This window comes from Tatumella ptyseos, from assembly GCF_030552895.1.
In the GTDB taxonomy this organism is placed as follows: Bacteria; Pseudomonadota; Gammaproteobacteria; order Enterobacterales; family Enterobacteriaceae; genus Rosenbergiella; species Rosenbergiella ptyseos_A.
In genome coordinates this window covers 1,445,088-1,470,224 of the sequence record NZ_CP130649.1, presented here as the reverse complement: position 1 = coordinate 1,470,224, position 25,137 = coordinate 1,445,088, and the positions used below count along the sequence as shown (strand labels likewise).

Here is a 25,137-nt window from a genome sequence, read left to right as displayed (position 1 = left end):
GGTTAGGTTCGTTGTCGAGCCATTTGTAATAGTGCTTGCAGAGGGTGCTTAATCTTCTCCCCTCCGAAGCGTTTTACTTGGCTGCGACATGAAAACCCCGTCGCGAGACAACGTTCCATAGGCTTATCCGCCAGCTGTGGCTGCCAAGATAGGCCAAAGATATTACGAGAATTCTCTAAGTTACGAGACTCGTGGCCGTAAGTCCCCGCCATCCCACAGCAACCTGCATTAATGGTATGTAATGTCGCACCGAATTGGGTAAAAATATCTCTCCACTGCTGAGAGGCTGACGGTAACGCGGTCATCTCGGTACAGTGTGAGAAGAGATACCACTCTCCCTGTTGGGCAGCCAAATACTCGCTTGGTATTGTCACTGACTTGAGCCATTCATGCGCGAGCAACACGGTGAAATCTCCCCGTTCGTGACCCAACATTTTATATTCATCGCGGTAGCACAACACCAGAGCAGGATCGGTTCCCACCATAGGGACGTCTAATGCGGCAACACGGTTCAATACCTCAGCACTCTTCTTAGCGGTACGTGTGAAACGTTTTAGAAATCCCTTCACTTGCTGAGGTTTACCGTTCGGGACAAAAGGCAGTAGCACCGGTTTAAAGCCTAAACAAACGATGAGTTGGACCAGATCAGTGACCAGATTCGCCTCATAAAAACTGGTAAAGGGATCTTGCACGACGACAACCACTTTACTTCGCTGCGCAGTAGTCATCGCTTGTAAGTCTTCAAGTGTAGTACTTACTGCAGAGTGACCATTAAGCTGACTCTGCAAGGTTGGGTGAGAGAGCGCTGGTAAATCAACCATTCCCACATAGCGGCGACTCAACTGATTTACCCAAGGTTTCGCCAGCATGTAATTTATTGCTCGAGGCGCTTTCGCCATAACCGGCAATAACGGCTCTATATTGGCCACAACGTGGTCAGCAACCGGCCGTAAGTAACGAGTGTGATAAAGTTCTAAAAAGCGCGCGCGAAAAGCAGGTACATCAATTTTAATAGGACATTGGGTAGCACAGGCTTTGCAAGCTAGGCATCCACTCATCGACTCTTTGACTTCGTGAGAAAAATCATACTCTGCTTTATTTGCCCCCCAGCTATTTTTTACCTTCTGACTGAGTGCGCGCAGAGAAAACGTTGATGAGCTCTCCAGCGAATCTGGATTAATCCCCTGTTCTGATAATAGCCTGAGCCATTCACGCACTAACGTTGCTCGGCCTTTCGGTGAATGTATTCTGTCCCGCGTGACCTTCATTGATGGACACATGGGGCTATTTACATCGAAATTAAAACAAAGACCATTACCGTTGCAATCCATAGCGCCTCGCCAGCTCTCACGAACGACCACGGGTATCTGGCGGTCTAACGCCCCGCGTGTTGGGCTGTCTATTGCTAATAATGGTGAGTCATTACCTAAAGGCTGACAAATTTTTCCAGGATTCAAGCGGTTATCGGGATCAAAGGCTGTCTTGATTCGACGTAACTGATGGTATAGCTCGGGACCAAAGAAATCGGCACTGTATGCCGAGCGATAGCCCTTTCCATGTTCGCCCCATAGTAACCCACCATAAGAGCGGGTAAGTTCCGCCACTTGGTCAGAAATGGTTAGCATCAACTGGTGGTGTTCAGGCAGGGTCATATCTAAGGCAGGGCGTACGTGCAGGACACCGGCATCAACATGCCCAAACATACCGTAAGCAAGTTTATGGCTATCTAGAATTGCTCTGAACTTGGTGATGTAATCTGCCAAGTGTTCCGGAGGAACGGCAGTATCCTCTACAAATGGAATCGGTTTTGCACGCCCCTTGGCATTTCCCAATAGTCCCACCGCTTTTTTTCGCATTGCGTAAATACGTTCAACTTGGTCTAATTCGCGGCAACATTGATAACCAATCACACCCGCTTGCTGAGTGTCTCGCAACTGATCTAATTTCTGACAGAGTTCATCCACCTGCTGTTCAATCTGCTCAAGGTCATCACCTGCGAATTCCACCAAATTGATGCCTTGCATCACTTGTCCTTCAACGTCGGTAATCAACTCGCTGACCGAGTGCCATACGATATCCTCTCGAGCCAAATTCAATACGGTAGAGTCGACGGTTTCCACCGATAACGCATTGGCTTCCACGAGGAATGGCGCATTACGCAATGCTGAATCAAAGGAATCATATTTGATATTAACGAGTTGGCGAACTTTCGGGATGGGTAAAACATTGAGGGTCGCCTCAGCGATGAATGCGAGTGACCCCTCTGCACCACAGAGTAGACGCGTTAAATCGAAGCATTCGTCATCATTAGAAAAAACATGCCGCAGGTCATAACCAGTAAGAAAGCGATTTAACTTGGGGAATTTCTGCTCGATCAAGGCACTGTTTTCTAAGCAACTCTCCATCACCTCACGGTAAATTGTTGCCTCTTGTGATTGACCTTGGCTTCGGATTTCAGCTTGCTGACGCGTTACAGGAGCAGTATCAATAGTCTCCCCATTAAGAAGCACTGCCCGCAACCCCAGGACGTGGGTTGACGTTTTACCATAAACTAACGAGCCTTGACCTGAGGCATCAGTATTAATCATCCCTCCTATCGTGGCTCGGTTACTGGTCGAGAGTTCTGGCGCAAAAAAGAAGCCATGGGGTTTGAGCCAGCTATTCAGCTGATCTTTGACTACCCCTGCTTCAACACGTACCCAACCTTCATCCGCATTAAATTCGAGGATCCCTCGCATATGGCGCGAGAGGTCAACCACTATCCCGTTAGTAAGGGATTGTCCGTTGGTGCCAGTTCCACCGCCCCGAGGTGTGAAGGTGATGGTTCGATAGGCTTCGGTAGCTGCTAATCGCGTAATCGTGACAATATCTGCCAAGGATTTAGGAAAGAGAATGGCATCAGGTAAGTTTTGATAGATGCTATTGTCGGTTGCCATACTAAGGCGATCAGCATAGCGCTGCCCAATGTCTCCCGTAAACCCTTGATGTTCGAGTTGTTGTAAGAATTTACGAGTTAAGTTTTTTTGTCCAGGAGAGTGGTTTAGTTGTGGAATCATTTGCCCATTGCCAATTTAAAAGTGGTCTTCGATCAACTCCTTTGTTTTAACATATTTTCAGCCCACTGCCTTACTGGTTTACCAAATTTATCGAAAAGAGATGTCGTTCAGACAGCGAATGAAGCATCATAGGCAAGATAAAAAGCTAGCCTTAATGAATACAAGGATATTTACTATGAGTAGACCGCTTCCACCGGAGCGAAGTATTCCACAACGGTTATTAACACTAATATTTTTCTTGTTAATGATTGTCAGCTGTTTCTGGGTTGTGCAGCCTTTTATTTTAGGTTTCGCTTGGGCAGGAATGGTCGTGATCGCCACTTGGGGGATGATGCAGCGTATTCAACGACTGCTTTGGAACCGACGTACCTTAGCAGTGATTGTCATGACGTTTATTATCCTTTTGGTGTTCATTATTCCTATCGCCCTACTAATTAGCAGTGTGTTAGATAATGCACAGCCCGTACTGCATTGGCTCAGTGCAGGACACTTAGTTATGCCACAATTGACGTGGCTCGACAGTCTGCCATTAATTGGCCACAAGGCATCGCGATATTACCATCAAATGGTCGCTGGAGGCGGTGCACAACTACTTGCAACCGTTCAGCCCTATATAGGGAGAACAACCAGTTTCTTTGTCGCACAGGCTGGCCATTTTGGTCGGTTACTGGTCCACCTAGCCCTAATGTTGTTATTTAGTGCCCTTCTCTATTGGCGGGGGGAGCGCGTGGCAATGGGGATCCGTCACTTTGCTTTTTGGCTCGCAGGCAGCCGCGGCGATGCAGTCGTTATTTTGGCTAATCAAGCTATCAAAGCTGTCGCATTAGGAATAGTAGTAACCGCTTTATTACAAGGTGTTGTAGCCGGTGTCGGCCTTGCCTTAGCGGGTATCCCCTATGCCACCATACTCACCGTATTGATCATTCTTTGCTGCCTCATTCAGATCGGGCCATTATTAGTCTTAATTCCGGCAATTATTTGGCTTTACTACAGTGGTGACACGACGTGGGGAACCGTTCTGGTTATCTGGAGCGTAGTAGTTGCCTCAATGGATAGCGTGATCCGTCCGATGCTCATTCGCCTTGGCGCCGATCTACCAATGCTCATTATTCTGACGGGTGTTATCGGCGGACTAATTGCCTTCGGTATGCTGGGGTTATTCATTGGTCCTGTCGTGCTTGCCGTTTCATATCGGCTCGTCCATGTTTGGATGCATGAAGCCCCTTGTCCTGATGCCCCCCCTGAAGAGGTCCTCGAGGAACTGTTTGAAGATACTCGACATATTGCCGAGAAACAACGCCAAATACGCGTCCCGAAAGAAGGTTAAGCCCCTCTTCTGGGAGGATTCTTACATATTACCCTGTCTTTACAGGGTAATATTTTTTTCAGACGCGTTATTTCACCTGTCTTAATTATTGAATTGCTGTGTGTAGTCTTTTCCCGCCCAATGGCGGGTTTTTTTTTGTCCAGGATTCACGATGTTATTCACCTGAATTTTCGTTTATTGTTGGAGAATAATTATCGGCATGTTGCCGATGAGTAAGACTATAGAGCAAGTCATAATGCTAACTGATGAACTTAGAACAGTACCCGTTGGGGCCTTAATGACCGCGCACCAACTGAATCAACAAGTTCCTATTACCGAATACTGCCAACAGTTGATTCACGCTACCCGCCACTCGGTCAGCCACATCTTACATGGACAAGATCAACGTCTTATCGTGATAGTAGGACCTTGTTCCATCCATGACCCAGTAGCGGCGGTGGAATACGCTAAAAAATTGAAGCCTTTACGTGATAAATATCGAGGAAGCCTCGAAATTATTATGCGTACTTATTTTGAAAAACCTCGCACCATCGTCGGCTGGAAAGGACTTATTAATGATCCACACCTTGATGGTAGCCACGATATTAATCATGGCCTAGTGATCGCTCGACAATTACTCAGTGATATCAACGAATTGGGGGTTCCGACCGCTACCGAGTTTCTTGATATGGTCACCGGCCAATATATCGCTGATTTCATTAGCTGGGGCGCAATCGGGGCGCGAACAACGGAAAGTCAAATACACCGTGAGATGGCTTCAGCGCTCTCTTGTCCTGTCGGCTTTAAAAATGGTACAGATGGCAACTGTAAAATTGCAATGGATGCGGTGCGTGCCGCCAAAGTCCCACATCTTTTTCTCTCGCCAGATAAAAACGGACAGATGTCGATTTACCAAACATTGGGAAATCCAGATGGTCATATCATTCTTCGCGGTGGTAAAGAACCGAACTATCAAGCAAAGCATGTCAAAGCTTGCCAAGAAGCTTTAGCGACGTTAACGCTCTCTGACCGTGTCATCATCGATTGTAGCCATGGCAACTGTTTAAAGCAGCATAAGCGCCAGCTTGAAGTCGCTAAAGATATTGCTGAACAGCTTAGTCACCCAAATCACGGTATCGCTGGGGTGATGGTGGAGAGCTTTCTGGTGGAGGGCCGACAGGATTGGCAGAATGAGGGCAACAATTGCTTTGGTCAATCCATCACTGATGCCTGTTTGGGTTGGGAAGACACCGAGCGACTCCTAGCATTACTCGCTGCGGCCTCTTCCCCTAACCAAACTAATGAGTCATCAGCTTGAGCAACTAATGGTTAACTGTTTCCCCCACTCCGGTGGGGGCTTAGCCAAAGCACTGCCATCAAGTTGTTCGGCGTAAGGATTCTGAAGCGCCAAGTGAAGGGCTTCGAGCTCGGTGACATCTCCTTTTTCTGCAGCAGTGATCGCTTGCTGGGCCAGATAGTTTCGCAGCACTATAGCAGGATTTTCTCTGAGCATTCGCGCTTGTCGCTCGGACGAATCCAGGGGTTCTTGTTGTAACCGCTGTTGATAACGTAAAAACCAACTGTCGAAAGTAGCTCTATCGATAAAATCGTCGCGTAATAACCCGCCTTTATCCCTTCCCGCTGCGTAACTCAGCAGTCGGAATGTTCGAGTATAATCCGCTTTCTCTCTTCCCATCAGAGTAAAAAGTTCAATCAATAAATCGTTATCTTGGCTGTGGCTGTCGTAGAGACCGAGTTTAGCACGCATACGCTCTCCCCATGCGCTCATCAGCGCAGGCTCGTATTCTTTAAGTGCTAACTTGAGTTTGTCCATCGGTAGCAAGCCAGATAGCGCATGCGCGAGACGATTGAGGTTCCATAACCCAACTGTAGGTTGATTCTCAAAGGCATAACGGCCCTGATAATCGCTGTGGTTACAAATTAATTCGGGATTGTAGTCATCCATAAATGCGTACGGGCCGTAATCCAACGTTAGGCCGAGTAGCGACATGTTGTCAGTATTCATTACACCATGTGCAAAGCCAACACTCTGCCATTGCCCAATCAGCGTTCCGGTACGCCGCACAATATCGGCAAACCATAGATAATAACGGTCTGACTCGTCACGTAACTCAGGCCAAAAGTTATCGATGCTGTAGTCTGCCAGTTTCGTCAATTCTTCTGTCTGTTGTCGATAAAATAGATGTTCAAAGTGCCCGAACCTTAAGTGACTTTCCGCTGTACGTATCAGCATCGCTCCTGGTTCTGCCACTTCGCGCTGTACAAGGTCACGACCTGTTGCAATACTGAGTGCTCGTGTAGTGGGTATCCGGAGTCCATGCATGGCTTCTGAAGCCAGAAATTCGCGAATCGTTGAACGTAATACCGCTCTCCCATCTCCCATCCTCGAATAAGGCGTCTTACCTGCCCCTTTTAAATGCCAATCAGTTTTCGTTCCCGTAGCAAGTAGTTGTTCACCCAAAAGCAAACCTCGACCATCGCCCAACTGCCCAGCCCATACCCCAAATTGGTGCCCACTATAAACCTGAGCAACCGGACGCATACCTGTCAGCAATTCTCCGCCCCACCATACTGACGATTTTTGCAGTGTTTCAGTAGCGGGGAGCGTTAACTCATCAGCGAGGGCGCGGTTAAGGTACAGTAGTCGACCTTCATGTAAGGGGCTAGGCATCACTTCGCTACAAAGTTCAGGAAGCTGAGTACACCATTGATGTTCGAATTTCATTTTTAAACCTCGGGTGAAAGCCTTTATAGACGTCGTGCTTGCCAAAAGACTTTTCGCCAGTAGACATTATTTAACGATGAACGCATTACGCCGCGACTGGTCGACGCATGGATAAATTGATTTTGGGTATCGTAGATGCCGACATGTAATCCCCCTTCGCCCCAGCCTGTTTTAAAAAAGACCAGATCTCCCGGAAGTAAATCTTTTTTGCGGATACGGGTACCAATATCACTTTGTTGACGGGTCGTTCTTGGAAGCTGTATATCAAAACGCTCGCGAAAAGTACGATAAACAAAACCGGAACAGTCGATACCGCTACGGCTTAAACCGCCATAGCGGTATGGTGTGCCACGCCATTTAACTAGCTGGTCGCTTAGCACTTGATGCACCATGCGAGGATTTGATAACCGAGCATCGGGCGAAGGCGCATGACTACTACAACCTATAAGTAAGAATGTGAGTAGCACAGCCAAAACAGACATACTATGAGAATAAAACAACCTAAACATAAGCCCACACCACTCCTTGTCCTAAACGATTACGCAAGCACTAGAGATAAAAAAAGCTGCCTAGGCAGCTTTTTTTATTATTAGGGTATCTGCATTAACCTTTTTTAGGTACTGCAGTTTCGACTCGGCTTTTAAGTTTCTGACCAGGTCGGAAAGTAACAACTCTACGAGCAGTGATCGGAATATCTTCACCGGTCTTGGGATTTCGCCCTGGACGTTGGTTTTTCTCCCGAAGATCAAAGTTACCAAATCCCGATAGCTTGACCTGTTCTCCCTTTTCCAGTGCACTACGAATCTCTTCGAAGAAAAGTTCCACTAACTCTTTAGAGTCACGTTTGCTTAGACCCAATTTTTCAAACAAATATTCTGACATTTCAGCTTTTGTAAGCGCCATCGGTTCAATCCCTCAAGGTTGCCTGGAATCGCTCTTTTAACGCTGCAACACAGTCAGCTACCGTGGCAGCAATATCCTCTTCTTCAAGTGTACGCGTAGAATCTTGCAGGTGAAGGCTTATTGCAAGGCTCTTAAAACCTGGCTCAACACCCTTTCCACGGTATACATCGAATAAGTTTACGCCAACCAACTGATTTACGCCAACTTTCTTACACTCAGCGATAATATCTGCTGCATTGACCGATTCGGAAACCACAACGGCGATATCGCGACGGTTAGCTGGGAACTTAGAAACAGGTTTCGCTTGAGGGATTACGCGCTCAGCAAGCTTATCCCACAGGAGTTCAAAGATAACAGTACGACCGTTCAAATCGAGTTTACGTTCCAGTTCTGGGTGTACAACACCCATCCAACCAATCACTTCATCAGCCAGTACGATCTCTGCACTTTGGCCTGGATGCAAGGCGTTATGCTCAGTTCGGCGGAAGGTGATTTGTTCGGTTTTACCCGTTAACTCGAAAAGTGCTTCCAAGTCACCTTTAAGATCAAAGAAATCAACGTTTTGACGTTCGATTAACCAGTGCTCATCGCAACGCGCACCTGCAATAACCCCTGATAGCATCATTTCTTGACGAATGCCTAAAGGTGCTTGGCTATCAGGAATAAAACGTAATCCGCTTTCGAACAAACGTACTCGGCTTTGCTGGCGATTTTGATTATAAACCACAGCATCCAACAGGCCAGCCCACAGCGACAAGCGCATCGCTGACATATCTGCAGAAATCGGACTTGGTAAAATAAGTGCTTCCTGTTGTGGATGCAGCAAAGATTGTGTTTTAGGGTCTACAAAGCTGTAGGTAATAGCTTCTTGGTAACCCTTATCGACCAGTAACGTCTTAACGCGTTGCAGTGCGAGATTCGCTTCACGGTGCGCAGGCATAATCAAGCTTGCTTTGACTGGCACATCAGGAATATTGTTATAACCATAGACGCGGGCGACTTCTTCGATCAAATCTTCTTCGATCTCCATATCGAATCGCCAAGTCGGCGCAACTACCTGCCATTGCTGATCCGCTGCAGTGACGTTACAACCGAGTTGCGTCAGAATATCTGTGACGTGTTGGTCAGCAATTTCATGGCCGATCAGACGATCTAATTTACTGCGACGTAAGGTTATTGCAGCAGGCTTTGGTAAATATTGCTCTGCGATTTTCTCAATAACGGGTCCTGCTTGTCCTCCGCAGATGGCCAATAAGAGTTCGGTAGCCCGCTCCATCGCAGCGTACTGTCCTGCTGGATCGACGCCACGCTCATAACGGTGTGACGCATCGGTATGTAGACCGAAACGACGAGCACGACCGGTGATGGCTAATGGAGAAAAGAATGCGCATTCCAGCAGCACATGCTGAGTCGAGCTAGAGATACCTGACTCTTCACCACCAAAAATACCTGCCATCGCCAACGCTTTATCATTATCAGCAATAACCAGTACATCATCGCTTAAGGTGACATTATTTCCATCCAATAATGTCAAGGTCTCACCCTGCTTTGCCTGGCGCACTTCGATTTTGCCAGTTAACTTTTCTAAGTCGAAGGCGTGCATCGGCTGGCCACGTTCAAGTAAAACGTAGTTAGTGATATCGACAATGGCATCAATCGAACGAATCCCACAGCGACGCAGTTTTTCTTGCATCCAGAGGGGTGTTGGCGCATTGATATCAATATTCTCGATCACACGACCTAAGTAACGTGGGCACGCTTCCCCTGCCGTTAATTCAATAGGGAATTGGCGGTCGCTGGTCGCATTCACTGCAGCGACTTCAGGGACGTTAAAAGGCATACCATTCGCTACCGCTACGTCGCGAGCAATCCCCATAATTCCTAAGCAATCAGCACGGTTTGGCGTGACGCTGATTTCAATTGTATTGTCATCAAGTTGGAGGTAAGCACGGATATCTTGGCCGAGCGGCGCATCAGCAGGAAGTTCAATAATCCCTTCTGATTCCACATCAATTCCCAGCTCGGTAAAGGAGCAAAGCATCCCTTCAGAGGGTTCGCCACGCAACTTAGCTGGCTTGATTTTAAAGTCGCCAGGTAAAATCGCGCCGACCGTAGCCACTGCAACTTTTAAACCTTGACGGCAGTTTGGTGCGCCACAGACGATATCGAGCAAACGCTCGCCGCCGATGTTAATTTTAGTCACCCGTAATTTATCGGCATTTGGGTGTTGATGGCACTCCACCACTTCCCCAACGACTACTCCGTTAAAGACACCCGCTACCGCCTCAATCCCATCAACTTCTAAGCCTGCCATGGTGATTTGGTTGGAGAGTTCATCACTCGTCAGGGCCGGATTTACCCATTCACGTAACCAGAGTTCACTGAATTTCATTGGATAACCTGCCCTTATTTAAACTGTTTGAGGAAACGTAAATCATTTTCAAAGAATGCGCGAAGATCGTTAACGCCGTAACGTAACATGGTCAAACGCTCCATCCCCATACCAAATGCAAATCCTGAGTAAACGTCTGGATCGATGCCAACGCTACGTAGGACGTTAGGGTGCACCATGCCACAACCTAGCACCTCTAACCACTTACCGTTTTTACCCATCACATCCACTTCTGCAGAAGGTTCTGTGAATGGGAAGTAGGATGGACGGAAACGAACCTGGAGATCTTCTTCGAAGAAGTTACGCAGGAAATCGTGTAACGTGCCTTTGAGGTTGGTGAAGCTAATATCTTTATCGACGATCAGCCCTTCCATTTGATGGAACATAGGGGTGTGAGTCTGATCATAATCATTACGATAGACACGACCTGGGGCAATGATACGAATCGGCGGTTGTTCTGCTTTCATGGTACGGATCTGAACACCTGACGTTTGTGTTCTAAGAAGGCGGTCAGCATCAAACCAAAAAGTATCGTGATCAGCACGAGCGGGATGGTGAGCAGGAATGTTTAATGCATCAAAATTATGATAGGCATCATCAATTTCTGGGCCAGTTTTAACACTAAAACCTAGTTCACTGAAAAACCCCTGAATACGGTCGATCGTACGGGTTACTGGGTGAAGCCCCCCATTCTCTATACGACGCCCAGGTAAACTGATATCGATAGTCTCTTCCGCTAAGCGAGCATTGAGTGCCGCATTCTCAAGCGCCTCTTTACGTGCATTGAGATGTTCTTGTACCTGGCTTTTCGCTTCGTTAATCACTGCACCCGCCGCAGGGCGTTCTTCAGCTGGTAACTCACGCAATTGGGTCATCTGTAGAGTAAGGTGACCTTTTTTACCTAAATATTCGACACGCACCGTGTCTAATGTGGCGATATCCGTCGCCTCGTCAATCGCGCCCTTTGCTTGGGACACCAATTCTGCGAGTTGGGACATGTCTTTCCTCTTTTATCCAGTCTATCTGGGAAGTTATGCTATGTAACAATGAATAACGACAAGTCTTAAAAACGACAAAGCCTCCTTAATGGAGGCTTTTCGCGCGTTTTTTCGTTTCTTATCTCATGCGCAAAAGCCTCGGTAATTTAGAGGCTAAAGAAAAAAAAGAAACGAAAAAAAACCGTGTTCATCAGTAGAATCCAAGTTTGGGGATGCAAAATAAAAAAGGGAGCAAGCTCCCTTTTTTACTGACTTATGCCAGTGCTGCTTTTGCTTTTTCGACCAACGCAGTGAAGGTTGATTTGTCGAATACAGCGATATCAGCCAGAATCTTACGGTCGATTTCAATAGACGCTTTTTTCAGTCCATTGATGAAACGGCTGTAAGAGATGCCATTCGTACGAGCTGCTGCGTTGATACGCGCGATCCACAGCTGACGGAATTGACGTTTACGCTGACGGCGGTCACGGTAAGCATATTGACCTGCTTTGATGACTGCCTGGAAGGCAACACGGTAAACACGTGAACGTGCTCCGTAATAACCTTTAGCTTGTTTTAAGATTTTTTTGTGACGAGCACGGGCAACAACACCACGTTTTACGCGAGCCATAGTAGCTCTCCTGTTTTATATTCTAAAATTAAAAAAAATTGACTTATGCGTACGGCAGGCAGGCAATAACTAGACCTAAATCGCCTTTTGACACCATGCCTTTTGGACGTAGGTGACGTTTACGCTTAGTTGATTTCTTAGTCAGAATATGACGCAGGTTCGCGTGCTTACGCTTAAAGCCGCCAGAGGCAGTCTTTTTGAAGCGCTTAGCCGCGCCACGTACAGTTTTAATCTTTGGCATTTTTACAAATATCCACTTCGCATTGTTAATAATATAAAACAACAGGCGAATGCTGCGCCAACCAAGGCTGACGCAGAATTACTTGATGGCCTACTGTTTCTTCTTCGGCGCAAGCACCATTATCATCTGGCGGCCTTCGATCTTCGATGGGAAGGATTCGACCGCTGCCAGTTCAGACAGATCTTCTTTAACGCGGTTAAGCACTTCAATACCAATCTGCTGGTGAGCCATTTCACGACCACGAAAACGTAGTGTGATTTTGGCTTTATCGCCATCTTCGAGAAAACGAATCAGGTTGCGTAGTTTTACCTGATAGTCGCCTTCATCAGTGCCAGGACGGAATTTAATTTCCTTAACCTGAACAACTTTCTGCTTTTTCTTCTGTTCCTTAGAAGACTTGCTTTTTTCATAGAGGAATTTGCCGTAATCCATGATTCGACAAACTGGCGGCTCGGCGTTCGGGCTAATTTCAACTAAATCGACACCCGACTCTTCGGCTTTCTCTAAAGCTTCACGCAGACTAACGATACCGAGCTGCTCGCCTTCGATCCCCGTCAGACGTACTTCATTTGCGCGAATCTCGCTGTTAATGCGGTTCGGACGCGTAGGTTGTACTCTTTTTCCGCCTTTAATACCTTATTCCTCCAACTGATGAATACTTCTGCTGCGAATTTCATTTTGCAGCTTCTCAATCAATACGTCGACATCGAAAACACCTAAGTCTTTTCCGCGGCGGGTACGCACGGCAACTTTGCCTGCCTCGACCTCTTTATCACCACAGACTAACATGTAGGGTACACGACGTAATGTGTGCTCACGGATTTTAAAGCCAATCTTCTCGTTTCTCAAGTCTGCTTTAGCTCTAATACCCGCATTTTGTAACTTTTTGGTCAATTCATTGACATATTCTGCTTGGCTGTCGGTAATATTCATTACGACGGCTTGCATTGGCGCTAACCAAGTTGGGAAAAAGCCAGCAAACTCTTCTGTCAGAATCCCAATAAAGCGCTCAACCGAACCTAGTATAGCACGGTGAATCATTACTGGCGTTTGACGGTCATTATTTTCACCGACATAAGTTGCTTCTAAACGCTCAGGCAGAGAAAAATCGAGCTGTACTGTACCACATTGCCATGCGCGATCCAGACAATCATATAAAGTAAATTCAATTTTAGGACCGTAGAACGCCCCTTCACCTGGTTGATATTCAAATTCTATATCATTATTTTTTAGCGCTTGAGCCAGATCCTGCTCCGCTTTATCCCATAACTCATCGCTACCGATACGCTTTTCAGGACGGGTAGAGAGTTTTACTACAATCTTTTCAAAGCCAAAAGTGCTGTACATATCGTAGACCATACGGATACAGCTATTCACTTCGTCCAGAATTTGATCTTCGGTACAGAAAATATGGGCATCGTCTTGGGTAAAGCCACGAACTCGCATCAAACCGTGTAATGCGCCTGAGGGTTCATTACGGTGACAGCTTCCAAATTCAGCCATACGCAACGGCAGGTCACGATATGATTTTAAGCCTTGATTGAAGATCTGCACATGGCCTGGGCAGTTCATCGGCTTAATGCAGTACTCACGGTTCTCTGAAGAGGTGGTGAACATCGCTTCTTTATAGTTTTCCCAGTGCCCGGTTTTTTCCCATAGCACGCGGTCCATCATAAACGGACCTTTTACCTCTTGATATTGATACTCTTTAAGTTTGCTGCGAACAAAGGTCTCTAACTCGCGGAAGATGGTCCAGCCATCATTATGCCAGAAGACCATGCCTGGTGCTTCTTCTTGCATATGATAAAGGTCGAGTTGCTTACCGATTTTACGGTGATCACGTTTAGCTGCTTCTTCTAAACGTTTCAAATAGGCCGCAAGCTGCTTTTTATCAGCCCATGCAGTACCGTAAATACGTTGCAGCATTTTATTATCACTGTTACCACGCCAGTATGCACCTGCCAATTTCTGTAACCTGAAGTGATGGCAGAAACGCATATTCGGAACGTGCGGTCCACGACACATATCAACGTATTCTTCATGGTGATATAAACCGGGTTGGTCATCACGGCTGATATTTTGGTCGAGAATTTCTATTTTATAGGTTTCGCCGCGTGCTTCGAAGGTATCACGCGCTTCTTGCCAACTGACTTTCTTCTTAACGACTTCGTAATTTTTTTCGGCCAACTCGTGCATACGCTTTTCGAGTTTTTCGAGATCTTCCTGAGTTAAGGTATGATCAAGATCGACATCGTAGTAAAAACCATTATCGATAACAGGACCAATCGCCATTTTGGTATTTGGCCACAGTTGCTTAATCGCATGTCCCAATAAGTGCGCACAAGAGTGACGAAGGATTTCGATCCCCTCTTCATCTTTAGCGGTGATAATCGAGACGTTTGCATCGTCGGTAATCGGATCAACGGCATCGACCAGTTCGCCATTCACACGTCCGGCGATACAGGCTTTAGCAAGACCAGGACCAATGTCTTGGGCTATATCCATCACGCTAACGGCATGATCAAAACTACGTTGGCTTCCATCAGGAAGAGTAATAACTGGCATTCTATATCCTTAATTGCAGTGGTAACCCACACGACAGGCTACATGCTAAAATGTTTTATTCTTGATAATCAACATGTTAATTAACTTTATTTGCTGATTCTTCGGATTTGCTACACCATCTGGTACACAGGCTTAAATATTTTTCTCTAAGTTGTTCCCAGATAGTGCAATATTACAGGTTTAAGAGGATGACTTAAAGGCCACATTTAAAGTTAGCTATGACTAGTCCTCATAGGCAGCCTGTGGTTCTCGCTTCCTAATAACCACTTCCTAACGACGCACTGATCTTCAGACTTAATTCCACCCATTCATTCATAAAAGTAAAACGATTCTTTATTCCCTGTGACAGTATCAAAGCTAACCAATAACCTAGCCTTTACTACGAGATATAAAAAAAATGGACTTTGCACGTTATCGAGTATCCCCCCAAGCTTTCTATAATTTTCGGACATTACAACGCGAAATCATTGTTAATAATGTCATTTACAGAGGCGGAGATAGTATTGGGTGAGGCATTTAGGATCCGGAAATTCCACCTTTAAATAATTCTTCAAATTAAATTTTCATCAGGAAGGATTACTGACCTCCATCAAAACTTATCAATTCAATTCTTGCTAACTTTAAAGATGCATATAGAATACATCTTTAAAATTCGTGGAGGATTCGATGCTAACAACTCATCAAAAACAACTCATTCAACAGACTATTCCTGTATTGAAAGCCAATGGCGAAGCACTCACCGACTATTTTTATCACCGGATGCTTAGCCAAGTTCCTGAGTTAAAAGAAACATTTAATATGGGACATCAACGTGATGGTAAACAGGCTAAGGCTCTAGCTAATGCGGTGCTTGCCTATGCTGAAAATATTGAAGACCCCAGTGTATTGCTACCTGTTGTCAACATGATCTGTCAAAAGCACGTCAGCCTTAATATTCAAGCCCCCGATTATGCTGTGGTTGGCGACCATCTGCTCCACTCAATCAGTGAAGTCTTATCAGTGCCGATGGAGGATGAATTAATTAACGCTTGGGCTATTGCCTACCACCAATTGGCAGACTTGATGATTGAGACGGAGAAAGGAATTTATACGCAACTCGCGCAAGAGAAAGGAGGCTGGACGGGATGGCGCGAATTTACCATTGTAAAAAAAGTGTCAGAAACCACTACAGTTAGCTCTATTTATTTAGCACCCACCGATAAACTAGTCCTACCCGATTATCTTCCTGGTCAATACATCTCGGTACGAGTTCAGGTCCCGTCATTAGGTTATAAACAACCACGACAATATAGTCTTTCTACTGCACCCAATGGACAGTTTTTTAGAATCACGGTTAAAGAAGAAAATCTCTCTCAAGAACCCGGCTATGTCTCCTCGACTCTCCACCAGCAGATGCAAATAGGTGATCGGATAGAGGTCAGTGCTCCAATAGGAGACTTTATCATTCAAGATGCTACTAAAGATAACGTATTAATTAGTGCTGGTATTGGTATCACCCCTATGATGGCAATGTTAGAAGGACTAACTCAGACGCTAACATCCTCCTCACACAGTGCGATCAATTTTATTCATGTCACACAAGATACCGCACATTATGCCTTAAGTGCGGAAGTAAATCGGCTAACTGAACAACACTCTTGTATCAAGACGTTGATACACTATAGTCAGGCTCCTGCTACACAGCGTTGTGGAAGATTTACTCTCGAATCGGTTCCTGCCTCATTGTTGCCTGAGGATGCTGACTTCTATCTCTGTGGTCCGACCGGGTTTATTCAATCGGTCTATAAAGGTCTATTACAGCGAGGCATTTCTTCAAGTCGTATTCATTATGAAGTTTTTACAACGGGTGGCTTAGCGTCTGCCTAATGTTATCCAATAACGTCTAGCACGTTACTTATCACCAAAAATGAAAATAGAGTGTAATTCCGCCAAGTACTAACCAGAGTAATGCGAGCAAAATGGTAGAACGTCTTGAGAAAAAGATAGAATAACGATGGGCTTTATTAGCGTAATACTGCTGGGTAAAGAGCGGCCGTTCATCAAAAGCCTGACCTATCACTATATCGGAATTCAACAGGCAGTCTTGCTTCTCTTGCCAATGGTCGAGTGCTCGGTATACCGCACTAATTTCGATATAGGAGTTCACACAATTAAAGACGCCGAAAATAGTCAATAGTACAGGAATATACAGCGTGTAGAGATTTCCCCAATGCGGATTAGTATTGTTCATTGCAGAGCAGTAGGCAATAACCATAAAAGACTGAGCGGTAAAAAATGCATTGGTTCTCTGCGCCAACGAAGAGATTTCTTGATGGATTTCTTGACGATAGAAGGTCAATCGCTCTCGTGCTGTTGAAAACAGCGCTAAAGATTTATCGTTAAACTCGGGAGGGTTATTACCGATGGAAGAATCCATAACGTTTTCCTGCAAAAAGTTAAATGAAACTTAAGCATAGTCTCGAATAACAACGCTCGGAGGATGGTTAGGATTACTCTTAGCCGCCCATCGATTAGACGGGCGGCTAACTACTACATGGTGTAGGAGAGTAAGATAGAGGTTTTGGTATCAGTACGGTCTGGAGCAGATGAAGGCGGGTTATTATTCCACGTCACGTTATAGGCTAATTTCAGGGAGAAATTAGCGTTAATTGCAACTTGTAACCCAGTCTCTGAGTTCACAGTGGTATCTTCTCCGAACGAACTTAGTACTGAAACCCCTTGAATGAATTTAGTGGTATCAGTTAACTGCCATTGGTAGCTCAACGCACCGTAGGCTAACGCCGTCGTTTTATGTCCACCATCATGATAGTCATCGTAACGTACACCTGGACCTAATTCTGCGCGTAATGAGTGGACAGGTCCGTTTAGGATTTGGCGTCCGTAACCTGCAACCGCGGTATCACGACTATCATAGCCATTTAAGCGATCACTTAACCAAGTAGCTTGACCAAACAGATAATCATCCGCATTTAAGTTATGACGGGTACGGCCACCAATGCTATAAGTTTCAGAAGAGCGCTCATCATTGGAAGAGGTATTAGAGGCGTTACCAAATAAACTGTATGCCATTGTATCTTGGAACCACGTCATATTAGTTTGCGCGGTAAAGTTAGAGCTTTTGGTATTGCCGCTTTGTGCAAGGTAACCCGCAGAAGCTGACCCATCAAAAGGTTTCTTAGCTGTAGCCGGGTTGTCCATAGAAGTAAATACGACATTATCAGCCAGAGCTTGTTGGCTCAATCCGCCTAAACCTAATAAAACAGTGAATGCAACTTTATTAAAAACTTTCATTAAATGACCTGTACTGACTAAAAGGGTCCAAAAATGCAGCATGGCTGCATACCTGAATATAAATGCATAGCAATAGCCTCTAAGCTCCCGCTTCTAATGGTTGGGAGACGGTTGGCTGGGTGCGTATCATAACGATGAATTTTGAAAATAAAAGAGGGAAAAGTGTAAATCAGATGATTAACTGTTTCCAAAAGCGATTAGGCACGTTAGGCCCTGCTTAGGGCCTAACGCGTAGAGATTAATCAAATAAGCGATAACCAATGTAACAGAATGTAACCAATCACCACGACGATAATCGGCAGAATATAAAGTAGATAGTATTGCCGGAAAGGACTTTGATTCGTTAATTGAATCTTTTGATTATCGAGTGGGCTTTTTTCTTGTTCTCCTAATGCATTCTCGATCACTCTATAGTCCTCGAGTTGCTCGGTAACGTAGCGATATTGACGCCACTGACGTGAACCCGCTGCATTCAATGCCATCCCGAAAAATAGTAATATAAAAAATATCCAAAAAAGCACATTCGCGCTGTGACCAAAATCTGGCACTGGTGAATGCTGCCAAAAAAGATCCAAGAAGTGGGTGTTAAATCTCACCATATCGACAATAACACGGGTGAAATCGGATAACACTGCGTTGATGCTGGCTAATTTCTCGCGTTGACTACTGAGGTAATTAAGTAGTGAGATTGCCGTAGAGAGTGTACCGATTATAAAAATTATCCATCCAATACACTTCTTGAGTATTGCACCATTACGCGCTTGTACTAGGGTCATAGTCTTGCCTATTGAGTCATTAATCCATTAATAAATAGCATAGCTTATTTGACAAATCGATCGGAGTTGGAACAATAGCGTTAATAACTCACCGATTAGTTGGAGCGATAATGCCTGGTATACCTACGACAAAAGCCGTCATTTTTGATATGGATGGTATTTTAATTAATTCAGAGCCTTATTGGAAAACCGCCGAACAGACTGTCTTTGCCGCCCACGGCATCGACCCAGCAATACAACAGCAACTTCCTGACACTACTGGGTTACGTATCGATCAAGTAGTAAAATTATGGCTTCAAGTGGCTGGGAACAAAAGCGTCAGCGCCACCTTAATTACGCAACAAATAATCGACTATGTCATAACTAAAATCAAGGAAGAGCGACCGTTGCTACCCGGCGTTAAACACGCATTACAATTATGCCAACAAGCTGGCGTCAAGATTGGATTAGCGTCGGCCTCTCCAATTTCAATGATTACGACAGTCGTTAGCCTGTTTGAGTTAACCCCCTACTTTATTACCCTCTCCTCTGCGGAAACCTTGCCTTACAGCAAACCCCACCCACAGGTCTATCTGAACGCAGCTAAAGCCCTCGGCGTCGATCCCTTACAATGCTTAGCGATTGAAGATTCTGTTAACGGTATGATCGCCGCGAAAGCCGCAAGAATGAAAGTGTTCACCATTCCTGCTCTGGAACAGGCAGAATGGCCAGTATGGTCTTTGGCCGATCGTAAACTCGCGTCACTCAACGCGTTGACGTTAGAGATGTTACAAGGAAAGTAATAGGTTAACTCTTGTTACAACGTCACTATTCACAAACACTGTATACTTATCTATACTGGACGTATTTCCAGCTTTAAGTGTATTTTTCCATGACCGCCGAAGGCCATTTATTGTTTGCGCTGGCGACTGCCGTCGCCGCCAAACGTTACGATTTAACCCCAATTATCAGTTCTGCTGATTGGTGGCACCTTATTCCAGCGTGTTTACTGACCAGTTTGCTACCTGATATTGATCACCCCAAGTCACTATTGGGACAGCGTCTACGCTGGATCTCGTTACCTATTTCTCGGATCTTTGGCCATCGCGGATTTACGCATAGCTTAATCGCTGTGCTGATCGGCGTTTTTCTCTTAATGAATAAACTTCCTGCAAATCTCTTTATACCCAATGATGTAATTCAAGGCATGGTATTGGGATATTTAAGCCATATTCTCGCCGATATGTTGACTCCCGCAGGAGTTCCGCTACTTTGGCCCTGCCGCTGGCGTTTTAGATTACCGATATTGCCATCGTCTAAGCATCCGCAACCAGAGCGTTATTTCTGTATTGCGTTACTCACTTTTACCGTACTCACTCCAGAAAATCTGACCAAACAATGGATTTCTGTTGGATCAGAGCAGATGAATCAAACTTGGCAACAATGGTCGCCGCTATTATTACGCTTCACCCATTCATAATATAAAAGTTATAAGATAGATCTGTTAGTTATAAGTGGTTATGGCTCTCAACATGATAAAATCCGCCTCTTTTTAACGTTATACCGCCGAACGGGCACGCTATATTGAGGTATTCATGGATTGGTCATTAGTGATTAATATTGGGATTTTCGTTGTACTGTTATGGATTTTATCCGCTATTGGTAGTGATAGATGGAGCTTATCTAAACGTGTATTCAGTGGTCTGATCATGGGTGTACTGTTTGGTATTGGCTTACAAGCGGTATATGGCGTTGAGAGTCCCGTTTTAGCCACCTCTATTAGCTGGTTCAATATTGTAGGGAACGGCTACGTACAACTTCTGCAAATGGTAGTGATGCCTTTGGTATTTGCTTCCATTCTTAGTGCCGTAGCACGCCTACACAATGCGAGCTCTCTTGGTAAAATAAGTTTTCTCACCATTGCTGTACTACTCTTCACCACCGCCATTGCTGCATTAGTAGCCGTTTTCGTTACCGGTTTATTTAATCTCAATGCCGAAGGTTTAGTTCAAGGTGTAAAAGAGACTGCACGCCTAAATGCGATTCAGAGCCATTATGTTGGGCAAGTTGCTGACTTGACAGTACCACAGCTGATTCTCTCTTTTATCCCGAAAAATCCTTTTGCTGAGCTAACGGGGGCAAGCCCAACCTCCATCATCAGTGTAGTCATATTTGCCGTATTCTTGGGTGCAGCGGCAATCCAACTCGTTAAAGATAGCCCAGAGAAAGGTCAACGTGTTTTAGCCGCAATCGAGATTTTACAAGCGTGGGTCATGAAGTTAGTGCGTTTAATCATGCGTTTTACCCCTTATGGGGTGATGGCGTTGATGACCAAAGTTGTTGCAACGTCTAATTATCACGATATCGTTAAATTGGGGACATTTGTTATCGCCTCATACTTAGGCCTAATGATCATGTTCGCCGTGCATGCCCTTTTATTGGCAATAAATGGTATCAACCCGTTGCGCTATTTCCGTAAAGTCTGGCCAGTCATAAGCTTTGCTTTTACGAGTCGTTCAAGTGCTGCCTCCATCCCTTTAAGTATCGAAGCTCAACAAAAACGCCTCGGCACGCCAGAATCTATTGCCAGCTTCTCTGCTTCGTTTGGAGCAACAATCGGGCAAAATGGCTGTGCAGGCTTATATCCAGCAATGCTAGCGGTGATGATTGCACCGACCATGGGAATCAACCCTTTCGAACCTATGTGGATTGCGACGTTGGTTGGCTTGGTTACACTAAGTTCAGTGGGTGTAGCCGGTGTGGGTGGCGGCGCAACCTTTGCGGCACTGATCGTGCTGCCGACCTTGGGATTACCGGTCACCTTAGTTGCTTTATTGATTTCTATCGAACCACTTATTGATATGGGAAGAACTGCTTTGAATGTTAACGGTTCAATGACTGCTGGGACATTAACCAGTCGCTGGTTAAAGCAGACTGATCAATCGGTTATGGATCGAGACCACCACGAAGAGAGTTCAATTCAGTAATAAAAAAAAGGGCCAAACATTGGCCCTTTTTTTATGTTTATTGCTGAGCCACTTGTGGATCAGTATCGTATTCTTGGCAGGTTTGGAAGCCGTAGTTCATTACGCGGTCACTACCGTTATAGCTGACGAAATAAGTAACCGGCTTATTATCAGTCCCTTTACCAATGATGTAGGTTTCACAGGTACCCCGTGCATGGACCATAGTAATGTCTGTCGAAGGCGTCCCTGCAATTTGATGCACTTGCTGACGACTCATACCTTTCTTAACATTTTTTACAACTGGTTGAGTAACATAGCTTTCTGCTTGACGATAAGTGGTACAACCACTTAAAACGGCTAACGCTAAACCACCGACCACAACACCCGTTAATTTTTTCATAAAGTCCCTCTGTAAGATCTACTCATTAAGTTGAATTTGTTCGTAATAATTTAAACAATTTAAAGTGTAGACACAGATTTCCAACAAAACAAATAGTTAACATAGATCTTTAAAGGGTAAATCGCTATTCTGGCTCACTATTACGCTGCAATACCGCTTTACTATCGAATTATATGATTGAGGATCCATGTCGACGACTCACACCCCACGTATGGCACTTGCCATTCCGCTAGGATTGATGGCTGGTCTAGGGCCACTCTGTATTGATCTCTATTTACCTGCACTACCACAATTAGCGACTGATCTAGCGGTTCCCACCGCCAGCGCACAACTTAGCCTAACTGCTGGACTGCTGGGCCTAGGTTTCGGTCAGTTACTGTTTGGGCCCTTGAGTGATAAATATGGACGAAGCAAGCCACTCCTTATTTCGCTCTGTATATTACTACTTGCCTCTATTGCCTGCTCCTTTGCTCAAACTCTGCCTCAGCTTTTGACTGCCAGACTATTCCAAGGACTAGGCGGAGCTGGGGGGGCGGTATTATCCCGCGCAGTCGCGCGAGACAGGTTTAGTGGCCATGAATTGACGCGTTTTTTTGCCATGCTAATGTTAGTCAATGGCTTGGCCCCTATCTTAGCGCCCATTATAGGCGGATTTTTAACTACCTATATGAGCTGGCGAGGGATTTTTGTCGTGTTGGCCGGTATCACTGTCATTTTACTTTTCCTAGCAAAAACCAGAATTGAAGAGAGTTTAGTCGTTGAAAAACGCAGCCAAGGTTCGTTGTTTACTGCGTGGAAATTATTAATCGAAGTGATCCGTTACCGCCCGTTTATGGGATTTTGTCTGACACAAGGTTTTATGATGTCCGGAATGTTTGCGTATATCGGTGCTTCCCCCTTCGTGTTGCAGGAGACTTACGGTTTATCACCTCAAAACTTTAGTTTATGTTTTGCGTTGAATGGTTTCGGACTGATTCTCGCTTCGCAAATCAGTGCTCGTCTATGCCCTAAATTTGGTGAGTATACGATTCTACGTTGTGGCTTACTCATTGCATTTATTGCATCGAGTTGCTTATTGATCAGTGGGGTGTTACACGCAAGTTTACCCGTGTTCTTGGTAGCCTTATTCTTTAGTATTGCCAGTAACGCCATTATCTCTACCACGGCGTCGTCACTCGCGATGCAGAGCCAGGGTCACCGTGCAGGCAGTGCTTCCGCCGTCATTGGGGTCACAATGTTTACCTTAGGTTCTATCTCTATACCCATTACCGGTATTGGGGGTTCATCAGCGCTAGCCATGGGCGCAACCATTTTTGGCTGTTTTATGATGGCAATCCTTATGTTTATCTTTGTTGCGAAAAAACCAGAAATCGTGCAAAAAGAACATTAATTTCTCATCCCCTCACTACCGGAGGGGATAACTTAGCGTTATCAATCCCAACCCGCTTATCAGAGGTTAGCTATGTCTCTACAGCAAGAAATTATTCAAGCCTTAGGCGTCAAACCCACCATTAACCCTGAAGAAGAAATTAGACGAAGCGTCGATTTCTTAAAAAATTATCTTAAGCATCACACTGGATTACGCTCTTTAGTGCTCGGGATCAGCGGTGGACAGGACTCAACACTGGCTGGAAAGCTGTGCCAAATAGCTATCAATGAATTGCGTGATGAAGTTAATGATCAAAGTTATCAATTTATTGCAGTACGTTTACCTTATGGTACACAAGCCGACGAGCAAGATTGCCAAGATGCCCTAGCCTTCATTCAAGCGGATAAAACCTTGGTTGTGAATATCAAAGAGTCAGTGCTTGCTAGTGAACGTGCCTTAAAAGACGCTGGGATTACCGTTTCAGATTTTGTCCGAGGCAATGAGAAAGCCCGTGAGCGGATGAAGACGCAATATAGTATTGCAGGAATGAGTAAAGGCGTTGTCGTCGGGACCGATCATGCTGCCGAAGCAGTAACAGGTTTTTTTACTAAATACGGTGATGGCGGTACTGATATCAATCCTCTATTTCGGCTCAATAAACAACAAGGTAAGCAATGCCTTAAATATCTAGGTTGTCCAGAACACCTTTATCTCAAACATCCTACCGCTGACCTTGAGGATGATCGTCCTGGTCTGCAAGATGAAGTTGCCTTAGGAGTCACTTATGCAGATATTGATGCGTATTTGGAGGGAAAATCTATTGCAACAGACCGTGCTAGCATTATAGAGAACTGGTATACGAAAACAGAACACAAACGTCGTACACCAATAACTGTTTTCGACGATTTTTGGTACAAATAAAAAAAACTGCGGAGATAAACTCCGCAGTGATTAATGATTAATCTTGTTGAGGTGCCGCATTGGGCGCCGGATGTTTAAAGCTTTTCATCTTTTCGTAATTCGCTTGGTACTGTTTCTTTTGATCCGCGGTCAATAGGTTATAAATTTTATTGTCCGTTTCTAAGCGATTCAGCATACGTTGTTTGTCTTGTGCCGCATGGCTGTCTACCAACGTTTGTGCTTTAGCTGCATCAAATTTTTCTGCAGTGATTAAATCAAATGCCGCCTGGCGATCTGCTTTTGAAGGAGGCGTCATATTCTTGCGATTTTGATCAAGAATACTATGGATTTGTTGCTTCTGAGCATCCGATAAAACAATTCCTTTCATCAGCATCATCTCAGGTGCGCCATGTGGGCGCTTTTTCATATGTGCATGTTCAGTTGGGGTTGCGCTTAATGGTGCTGTCTCTGCATAGACCATTGATGCTGAACCCATCAATAAAGAACTGACTAATAATAATGATGTTACTTTACGCATCTTAGTTTCCTTAACTTATCTACAACCACGAAAATGTCGTGAACACGGAAGAAATAATAAGAGATTCATTGTCAAGCAACGCGCAGTTCAGTAAAAACCTG

The 25,137-nt window shown here is 45.1% G+C and carries 23 protein-coding genes and 1 other annotated feature; of the genes, 8 read left to right on the top strand and 15 right to left on the bottom strand.

Annotation, left to right across the window (positions count from 1 at the left end):
• Positions 1–2: 2 nt before the first annotated feature.
• Positions 3–3,056, bottom strand: coding sequence for a D-2-hydroxyglutarate dehydrogenase YdiJ (gene ydiJ / locus QJR74_RS06905; protein WP_304373807.1), 3,054 nt, complete (start codon positions 3,054–3,056; stop codon positions 3–5).
• Between the two features lie 175 nt (positions 3,057–3,231).
• On the opposite strand from ydiJ, the gene ydiK reads away from it, so the two are divergent.
• Entirely contained in the window at positions 3,232–4,383 is a 1,152-nt protein-coding gene (ydiK, locus tag QJR74_RS06900) for an AI-2E family transporter YdiK (protein ID WP_304373806.1), read from the top strand.
• A gap of 208 nt (positions 4,384–4,591) precedes the next feature.
• Positions 4,592–5,680 (top strand): 3-deoxy-7-phosphoheptulonate synthase, encoded by a 1,089-nt coding sequence (locus QJR74_RS06895; RefSeq protein ID WP_441007637.1) that lies wholly within the window; start codon positions 4,592–4,594, stop codon positions 5,678–5,680.
• Here the strand turns inward: QJR74_RS06895 and QJR74_RS06890 are convergent.
• The 9 genes from QJR74_RS06890 to thrS all read right to left on the bottom strand — a co-directional run bounded on the left by QJR74_RS06890 (position 5,672) and on the right by thrS (position 14,817).
• The gene (locus tag QJR74_RS06890; protein WP_304373805.1) at positions 5,672–7,108 is read right to left on the bottom strand and encodes a protein adenylyltransferase SelO; all 1,437 of its coding nucleotides are present in this window, start codon (positions 7,106–7,108) and stop codon (positions 5,672–5,674) included. The genes QJR74_RS06895 and QJR74_RS06890 overlap by 9 nt on opposite strands.
• A 23-nt stretch (positions 7,109–7,131) precedes the next feature.
• Positions 7,132–7,590 carry a C40 family peptidase gene (locus QJR74_RS06885; protein ID WP_304373986.1) on the bottom strand — a complete coding sequence of 153 codons (459 nt, stop codon included), beginning with the start codon at positions 7,588–7,590 and terminating at the stop codon, positions 7,132–7,134.
• Positions 7,591–7,711: 121 nt separating this feature from the next.
• Entirely contained in the window at positions 7,712–8,011 is a 300-nt protein-coding gene (gene ihfA, locus QJR74_RS06880) for an integration host factor subunit alpha (protein WP_048912075.1), read from the bottom strand.
• A gap of 4 nt (positions 8,012–8,015) precedes the next feature.
• Entirely contained in the window at positions 8,016–10,403 is a 2,388-nt protein-coding gene (gene pheT, locus QJR74_RS06875) for a phenylalanine--tRNA ligase subunit beta (RefSeq protein ID WP_304373804.1), read from the bottom strand.
• Positions 10,404–10,417: 14 nt separating this feature from the next.
• The gene (gene pheS, locus QJR74_RS06870) at positions 10,418–11,401 is read right to left on the bottom strand and encodes a phenylalanine--tRNA ligase subunit alpha (protein WP_304373803.1); all 984 of its coding nucleotides are present in this window, start codon (positions 11,399–11,401) and stop codon (positions 10,418–10,420) included.
• A gap of 70 nt (positions 11,402–11,471) precedes the next feature.
• Positions 11,472–11,596: a sequence feature (Phe leader region), on the bottom strand.
• A 58-nt stretch (positions 11,597–11,654) separates the two neighbouring features.
• Entirely contained in the window at positions 11,655–12,011 is a 357-nt protein-coding gene (rplT, locus tag QJR74_RS06865) for a 50S ribosomal protein L20 (protein WP_092673952.1), read from the bottom strand.
• A 43-nt stretch (positions 12,012–12,054) separates the two neighbouring features.
• Entirely contained in the window at positions 12,055–12,252 is a 198-nt protein-coding gene (gene rpmI / locus QJR74_RS06860) for a 50S ribosomal protein L35 (protein WP_004157374.1), read from the bottom strand.
• A 90-nt stretch (positions 12,253–12,342) separates the two neighbouring features.
• Positions 12,343–12,885, bottom strand: a complete 543-nt coding sequence (infC, locus tag QJR74_RS06855; protein WP_304373985.1) for a translation initiation factor IF-3 — start codon at positions 12,883–12,885, stop codon at positions 12,343–12,345.
• Between the two features lie 3 nt (positions 12,886–12,888).
• Positions 12,889–14,817, bottom strand: coding sequence for a threonine--tRNA ligase (thrS, locus tag QJR74_RS06850; protein WP_304373802.1), 1,929 nt, complete (start codon positions 14,815–14,817; stop codon positions 12,889–12,891).
• Between the two features lie 666 nt (positions 14,818–15,483).
• Between thrS and hmpA the strand changes: the two genes are divergently transcribed.
• On the top strand, positions 15,484–16,683 hold the full coding sequence (hmpA, locus tag QJR74_RS06845; RefSeq protein WP_304373801.1) for an NO-inducible flavohemoprotein: 1,200 nt from the start codon (positions 15,484–15,486) through the stop codon (positions 16,681–16,683).
• Positions 16,684–16,714: 31 nt separating this feature from the next.
• Here the strand turns inward: hmpA and QJR74_RS06840 are convergent, their stop codons facing one another.
• From QJR74_RS06840 to QJR74_RS06830, 3 genes are all read right to left on the bottom strand, one after another.
• Positions 16,715–17,233 (bottom strand): hypothetical protein, encoded by a 519-nt coding sequence (locus QJR74_RS06840; RefSeq protein WP_304373800.1) that lies wholly within the window; start codon positions 17,231–17,233, stop codon positions 16,715–16,717.
• A gap of 113 nt (positions 17,234–17,346) precedes the next feature.
• The gene (locus tag QJR74_RS06835; protein ID WP_304373799.1) at positions 17,347–18,108 is read right to left on the bottom strand and encodes a DUF481 domain-containing protein; all 762 of its coding nucleotides are present in this window, start codon (positions 18,106–18,108) and stop codon (positions 17,347–17,349) included.
• Positions 18,109–18,350: 242 nt separating this feature from the next.
• The gene (locus QJR74_RS06830) at positions 18,351–18,884 is read right to left on the bottom strand and encodes a YniB family protein (protein WP_304373798.1); all 534 of its coding nucleotides are present in this window, start codon (positions 18,882–18,884) and stop codon (positions 18,351–18,353) included.
• A 110-nt stretch (positions 18,885–18,994) separates the two neighbouring features.
• On the opposite strand from QJR74_RS06830, the gene hxpB reads away from it, so the two are divergent.
• From hxpB to QJR74_RS06815, 3 genes are all read left to right on the top strand, one after another.
• Positions 18,995–19,666 carry a hexitol phosphatase HxpB gene (hxpB, locus tag QJR74_RS06825; protein ID WP_304373797.1) on the top strand — a complete coding sequence of 224 codons (672 nt, stop codon included), beginning with the start codon at positions 18,995–18,997 and terminating at the stop codon, positions 19,664–19,666.
• An 89-nt stretch (positions 19,667–19,755) separates the two neighbouring features.
• Entirely contained in the window at positions 19,756–20,343 is a 588-nt protein-coding gene (locus tag QJR74_RS06820; protein WP_304373796.1) for a metal-dependent hydrolase, read from the top strand.
• A gap of 115 nt (positions 20,344–20,458) precedes the next feature.
• Complete coding sequence (locus QJR74_RS06815; RefSeq protein WP_304373795.1) at positions 20,459–21,850, top strand: L-cystine transporter; 1,392 nt, start codon at positions 20,459–20,461, stop codon at positions 21,848–21,850.
• Between the two features lie 37 nt (positions 21,851–21,887).
• Here the strand turns inward: QJR74_RS06815 and osmE are convergent, their stop codons facing one another.
• Complete coding sequence (gene osmE, locus QJR74_RS06810; protein ID WP_304373794.1) at positions 21,888–22,229, bottom strand: osmotically-inducible lipoprotein OsmE; 342 nt, start codon at positions 22,227–22,229, stop codon at positions 21,888–21,890.
• 187 nt (positions 22,230–22,416) lie between these two features.
• On the opposite strand from osmE, the gene QJR74_RS06805 reads away from it, so the two are divergent.
• Positions 22,417–23,619, top strand: coding sequence for a multidrug effflux MFS transporter (locus QJR74_RS06805; protein ID WP_304373793.1), 1,203 nt, complete (start codon positions 22,417–22,419; stop codon positions 23,617–23,619).
• Between the two features lie 72 nt (positions 23,620–23,691).
• Entirely contained in the window at positions 23,692–24,519 is an 828-nt protein-coding gene (gene nadE, locus QJR74_RS06800) for an ammonia-dependent NAD(+) synthetase (protein WP_304373792.1), read from the top strand.
• A 37-nt stretch (positions 24,520–24,556) separates the two neighbouring features.
• Here the strand turns inward: nadE and QJR74_RS06795 are convergent, their stop codons facing one another.
• Positions 24,557–25,036 carry a Spy/CpxP family protein refolding chaperone gene (locus tag QJR74_RS06795; RefSeq protein WP_304373791.1) on the bottom strand — a complete coding sequence of 160 codons (480 nt, stop codon included), beginning with the start codon at positions 25,034–25,036 and terminating at the stop codon, positions 24,557–24,559.
• Between the last annotated feature and the right edge of the window lie 101 nt (positions 25,037–25,137).

Bases quoted from the DNA above. Each gene is read 5' to 3' on its own strand.
- ydiJ (WP_304373807.1), bottom strand. From the start codon at position 3,056: ATGATTCCACAACTAAACCACTCTCCTGGACAAAAAAACTTAACTCGT.
- ydiK (WP_304373806.1), top strand. From the start codon at position 3,232: ATGAGTAGACCGCTTCCACCGGAGCGAAGTATTCCACAACGGTTATTA.
- QJR74_RS06895 (WP_441007637.1), top strand. From the start codon at position 4,592: ATGAGTAAGACTATAGAGCAAGTCATAATGCTAACTGATGAACTTAGA.
- QJR74_RS06890 (WP_304373805.1), bottom strand. From the start codon at position 7,108: ATGAAATTCGAACATCAATGGTGTACTCAGCTTCCTGAACTTTGTAGC.
- QJR74_RS06885 (WP_304373986.1), bottom strand. From the start codon at position 7,590: ATGTCTGTTTTGGCTGTGCTACTCACATTCTTACTTATAGGTTGTAGT.
- ihfA (WP_048912075.1), bottom strand. From the start codon at position 8,011: ATGGCGCTTACAAAAGCTGAAATGTCAGAATATTTGTTTGAAAAATTG.
- pheT (WP_304373804.1), bottom strand. From the start codon at position 10,403: ATGAAATTCAGTGAACTCTGGTTACGTGAATGGGTAAATCCGGCCCTG.
- pheS (WP_304373803.1), bottom strand. From the start codon at position 11,401: ATGTCCCAACTCGCAGAATTGGTGTCCCAAGCAAAGGGCGCGATTGAC.
- rplT (WP_092673952.1), bottom strand. From the start codon at position 12,011: ATGGCTCGCGTAAAACGTGGTGTTGTTGCCCGTGCTCGTCACAAAAAA.
- rpmI (WP_004157374.1), bottom strand. From the start codon at position 12,252: ATGCCAAAGATTAAAACTGTACGTGGCGCGGCTAAGCGCTTCAAAAAG.
- thrS (WP_304373802.1), bottom strand. From the start codon at position 14,817: ATGCCAGTTATTACTCTTCCTGATGGAAGCCAACGTAGTTTTGATCAT.
- hmpA (WP_304373801.1), top strand. From the start codon at position 15,484: ATGCTAACAACTCATCAAAAACAACTCATTCAACAGACTATTCCTGTA.
- QJR74_RS06840 (WP_304373800.1), bottom strand. From the start codon at position 17,233: ATGGATTCTTCCATCGGTAATAACCCTCCCGAGTTTAACGATAAATCT.
- QJR74_RS06835 (WP_304373799.1), bottom strand. From the start codon at position 18,108: ATGAAAGTTTTTAATAAAGTTGCATTCACTGTTTTATTAGGTTTAGGC.
- QJR74_RS06830 (WP_304373798.1), bottom strand. From the start codon at position 18,884: ATGACCCTAGTACAAGCGCGTAATGGTGCAATACTCAAGAAGTGTATT.
- hxpB (WP_304373797.1), top strand. From the start codon at position 18,995: ATGCCTGGTATACCTACGACAAAAGCCGTCATTTTTGATATGGATGGT.
- QJR74_RS06820 (WP_304373796.1), top strand. From the start codon at position 19,756: ATGACCGCCGAAGGCCATTTATTGTTTGCGCTGGCGACTGCCGTCGCC.
- QJR74_RS06815 (WP_304373795.1), top strand. From the start codon at position 20,459: ATGGATTGGTCATTAGTGATTAATATTGGGATTTTCGTTGTACTGTTA.
- osmE (WP_304373794.1), bottom strand. From the start codon at position 22,229: ATGAAAAAATTAACGGGTGTTGTGGTCGGTGGTTTAGCGTTAGCCGTT.
- QJR74_RS06805 (WP_304373793.1), top strand. From the start codon at position 22,417: ATGTCGACGACTCACACCCCACGTATGGCACTTGCCATTCCGCTAGGA.
- nadE (WP_304373792.1), top strand. From the start codon at position 23,692: ATGTCTCTACAGCAAGAAATTATTCAAGCCTTAGGCGTCAAACCCACC.
- QJR74_RS06795 (WP_304373791.1), bottom strand. From the start codon at position 25,036: ATGCGTAAAGTAACATCATTATTATTAGTCAGTTCTTTATTGATGGGT.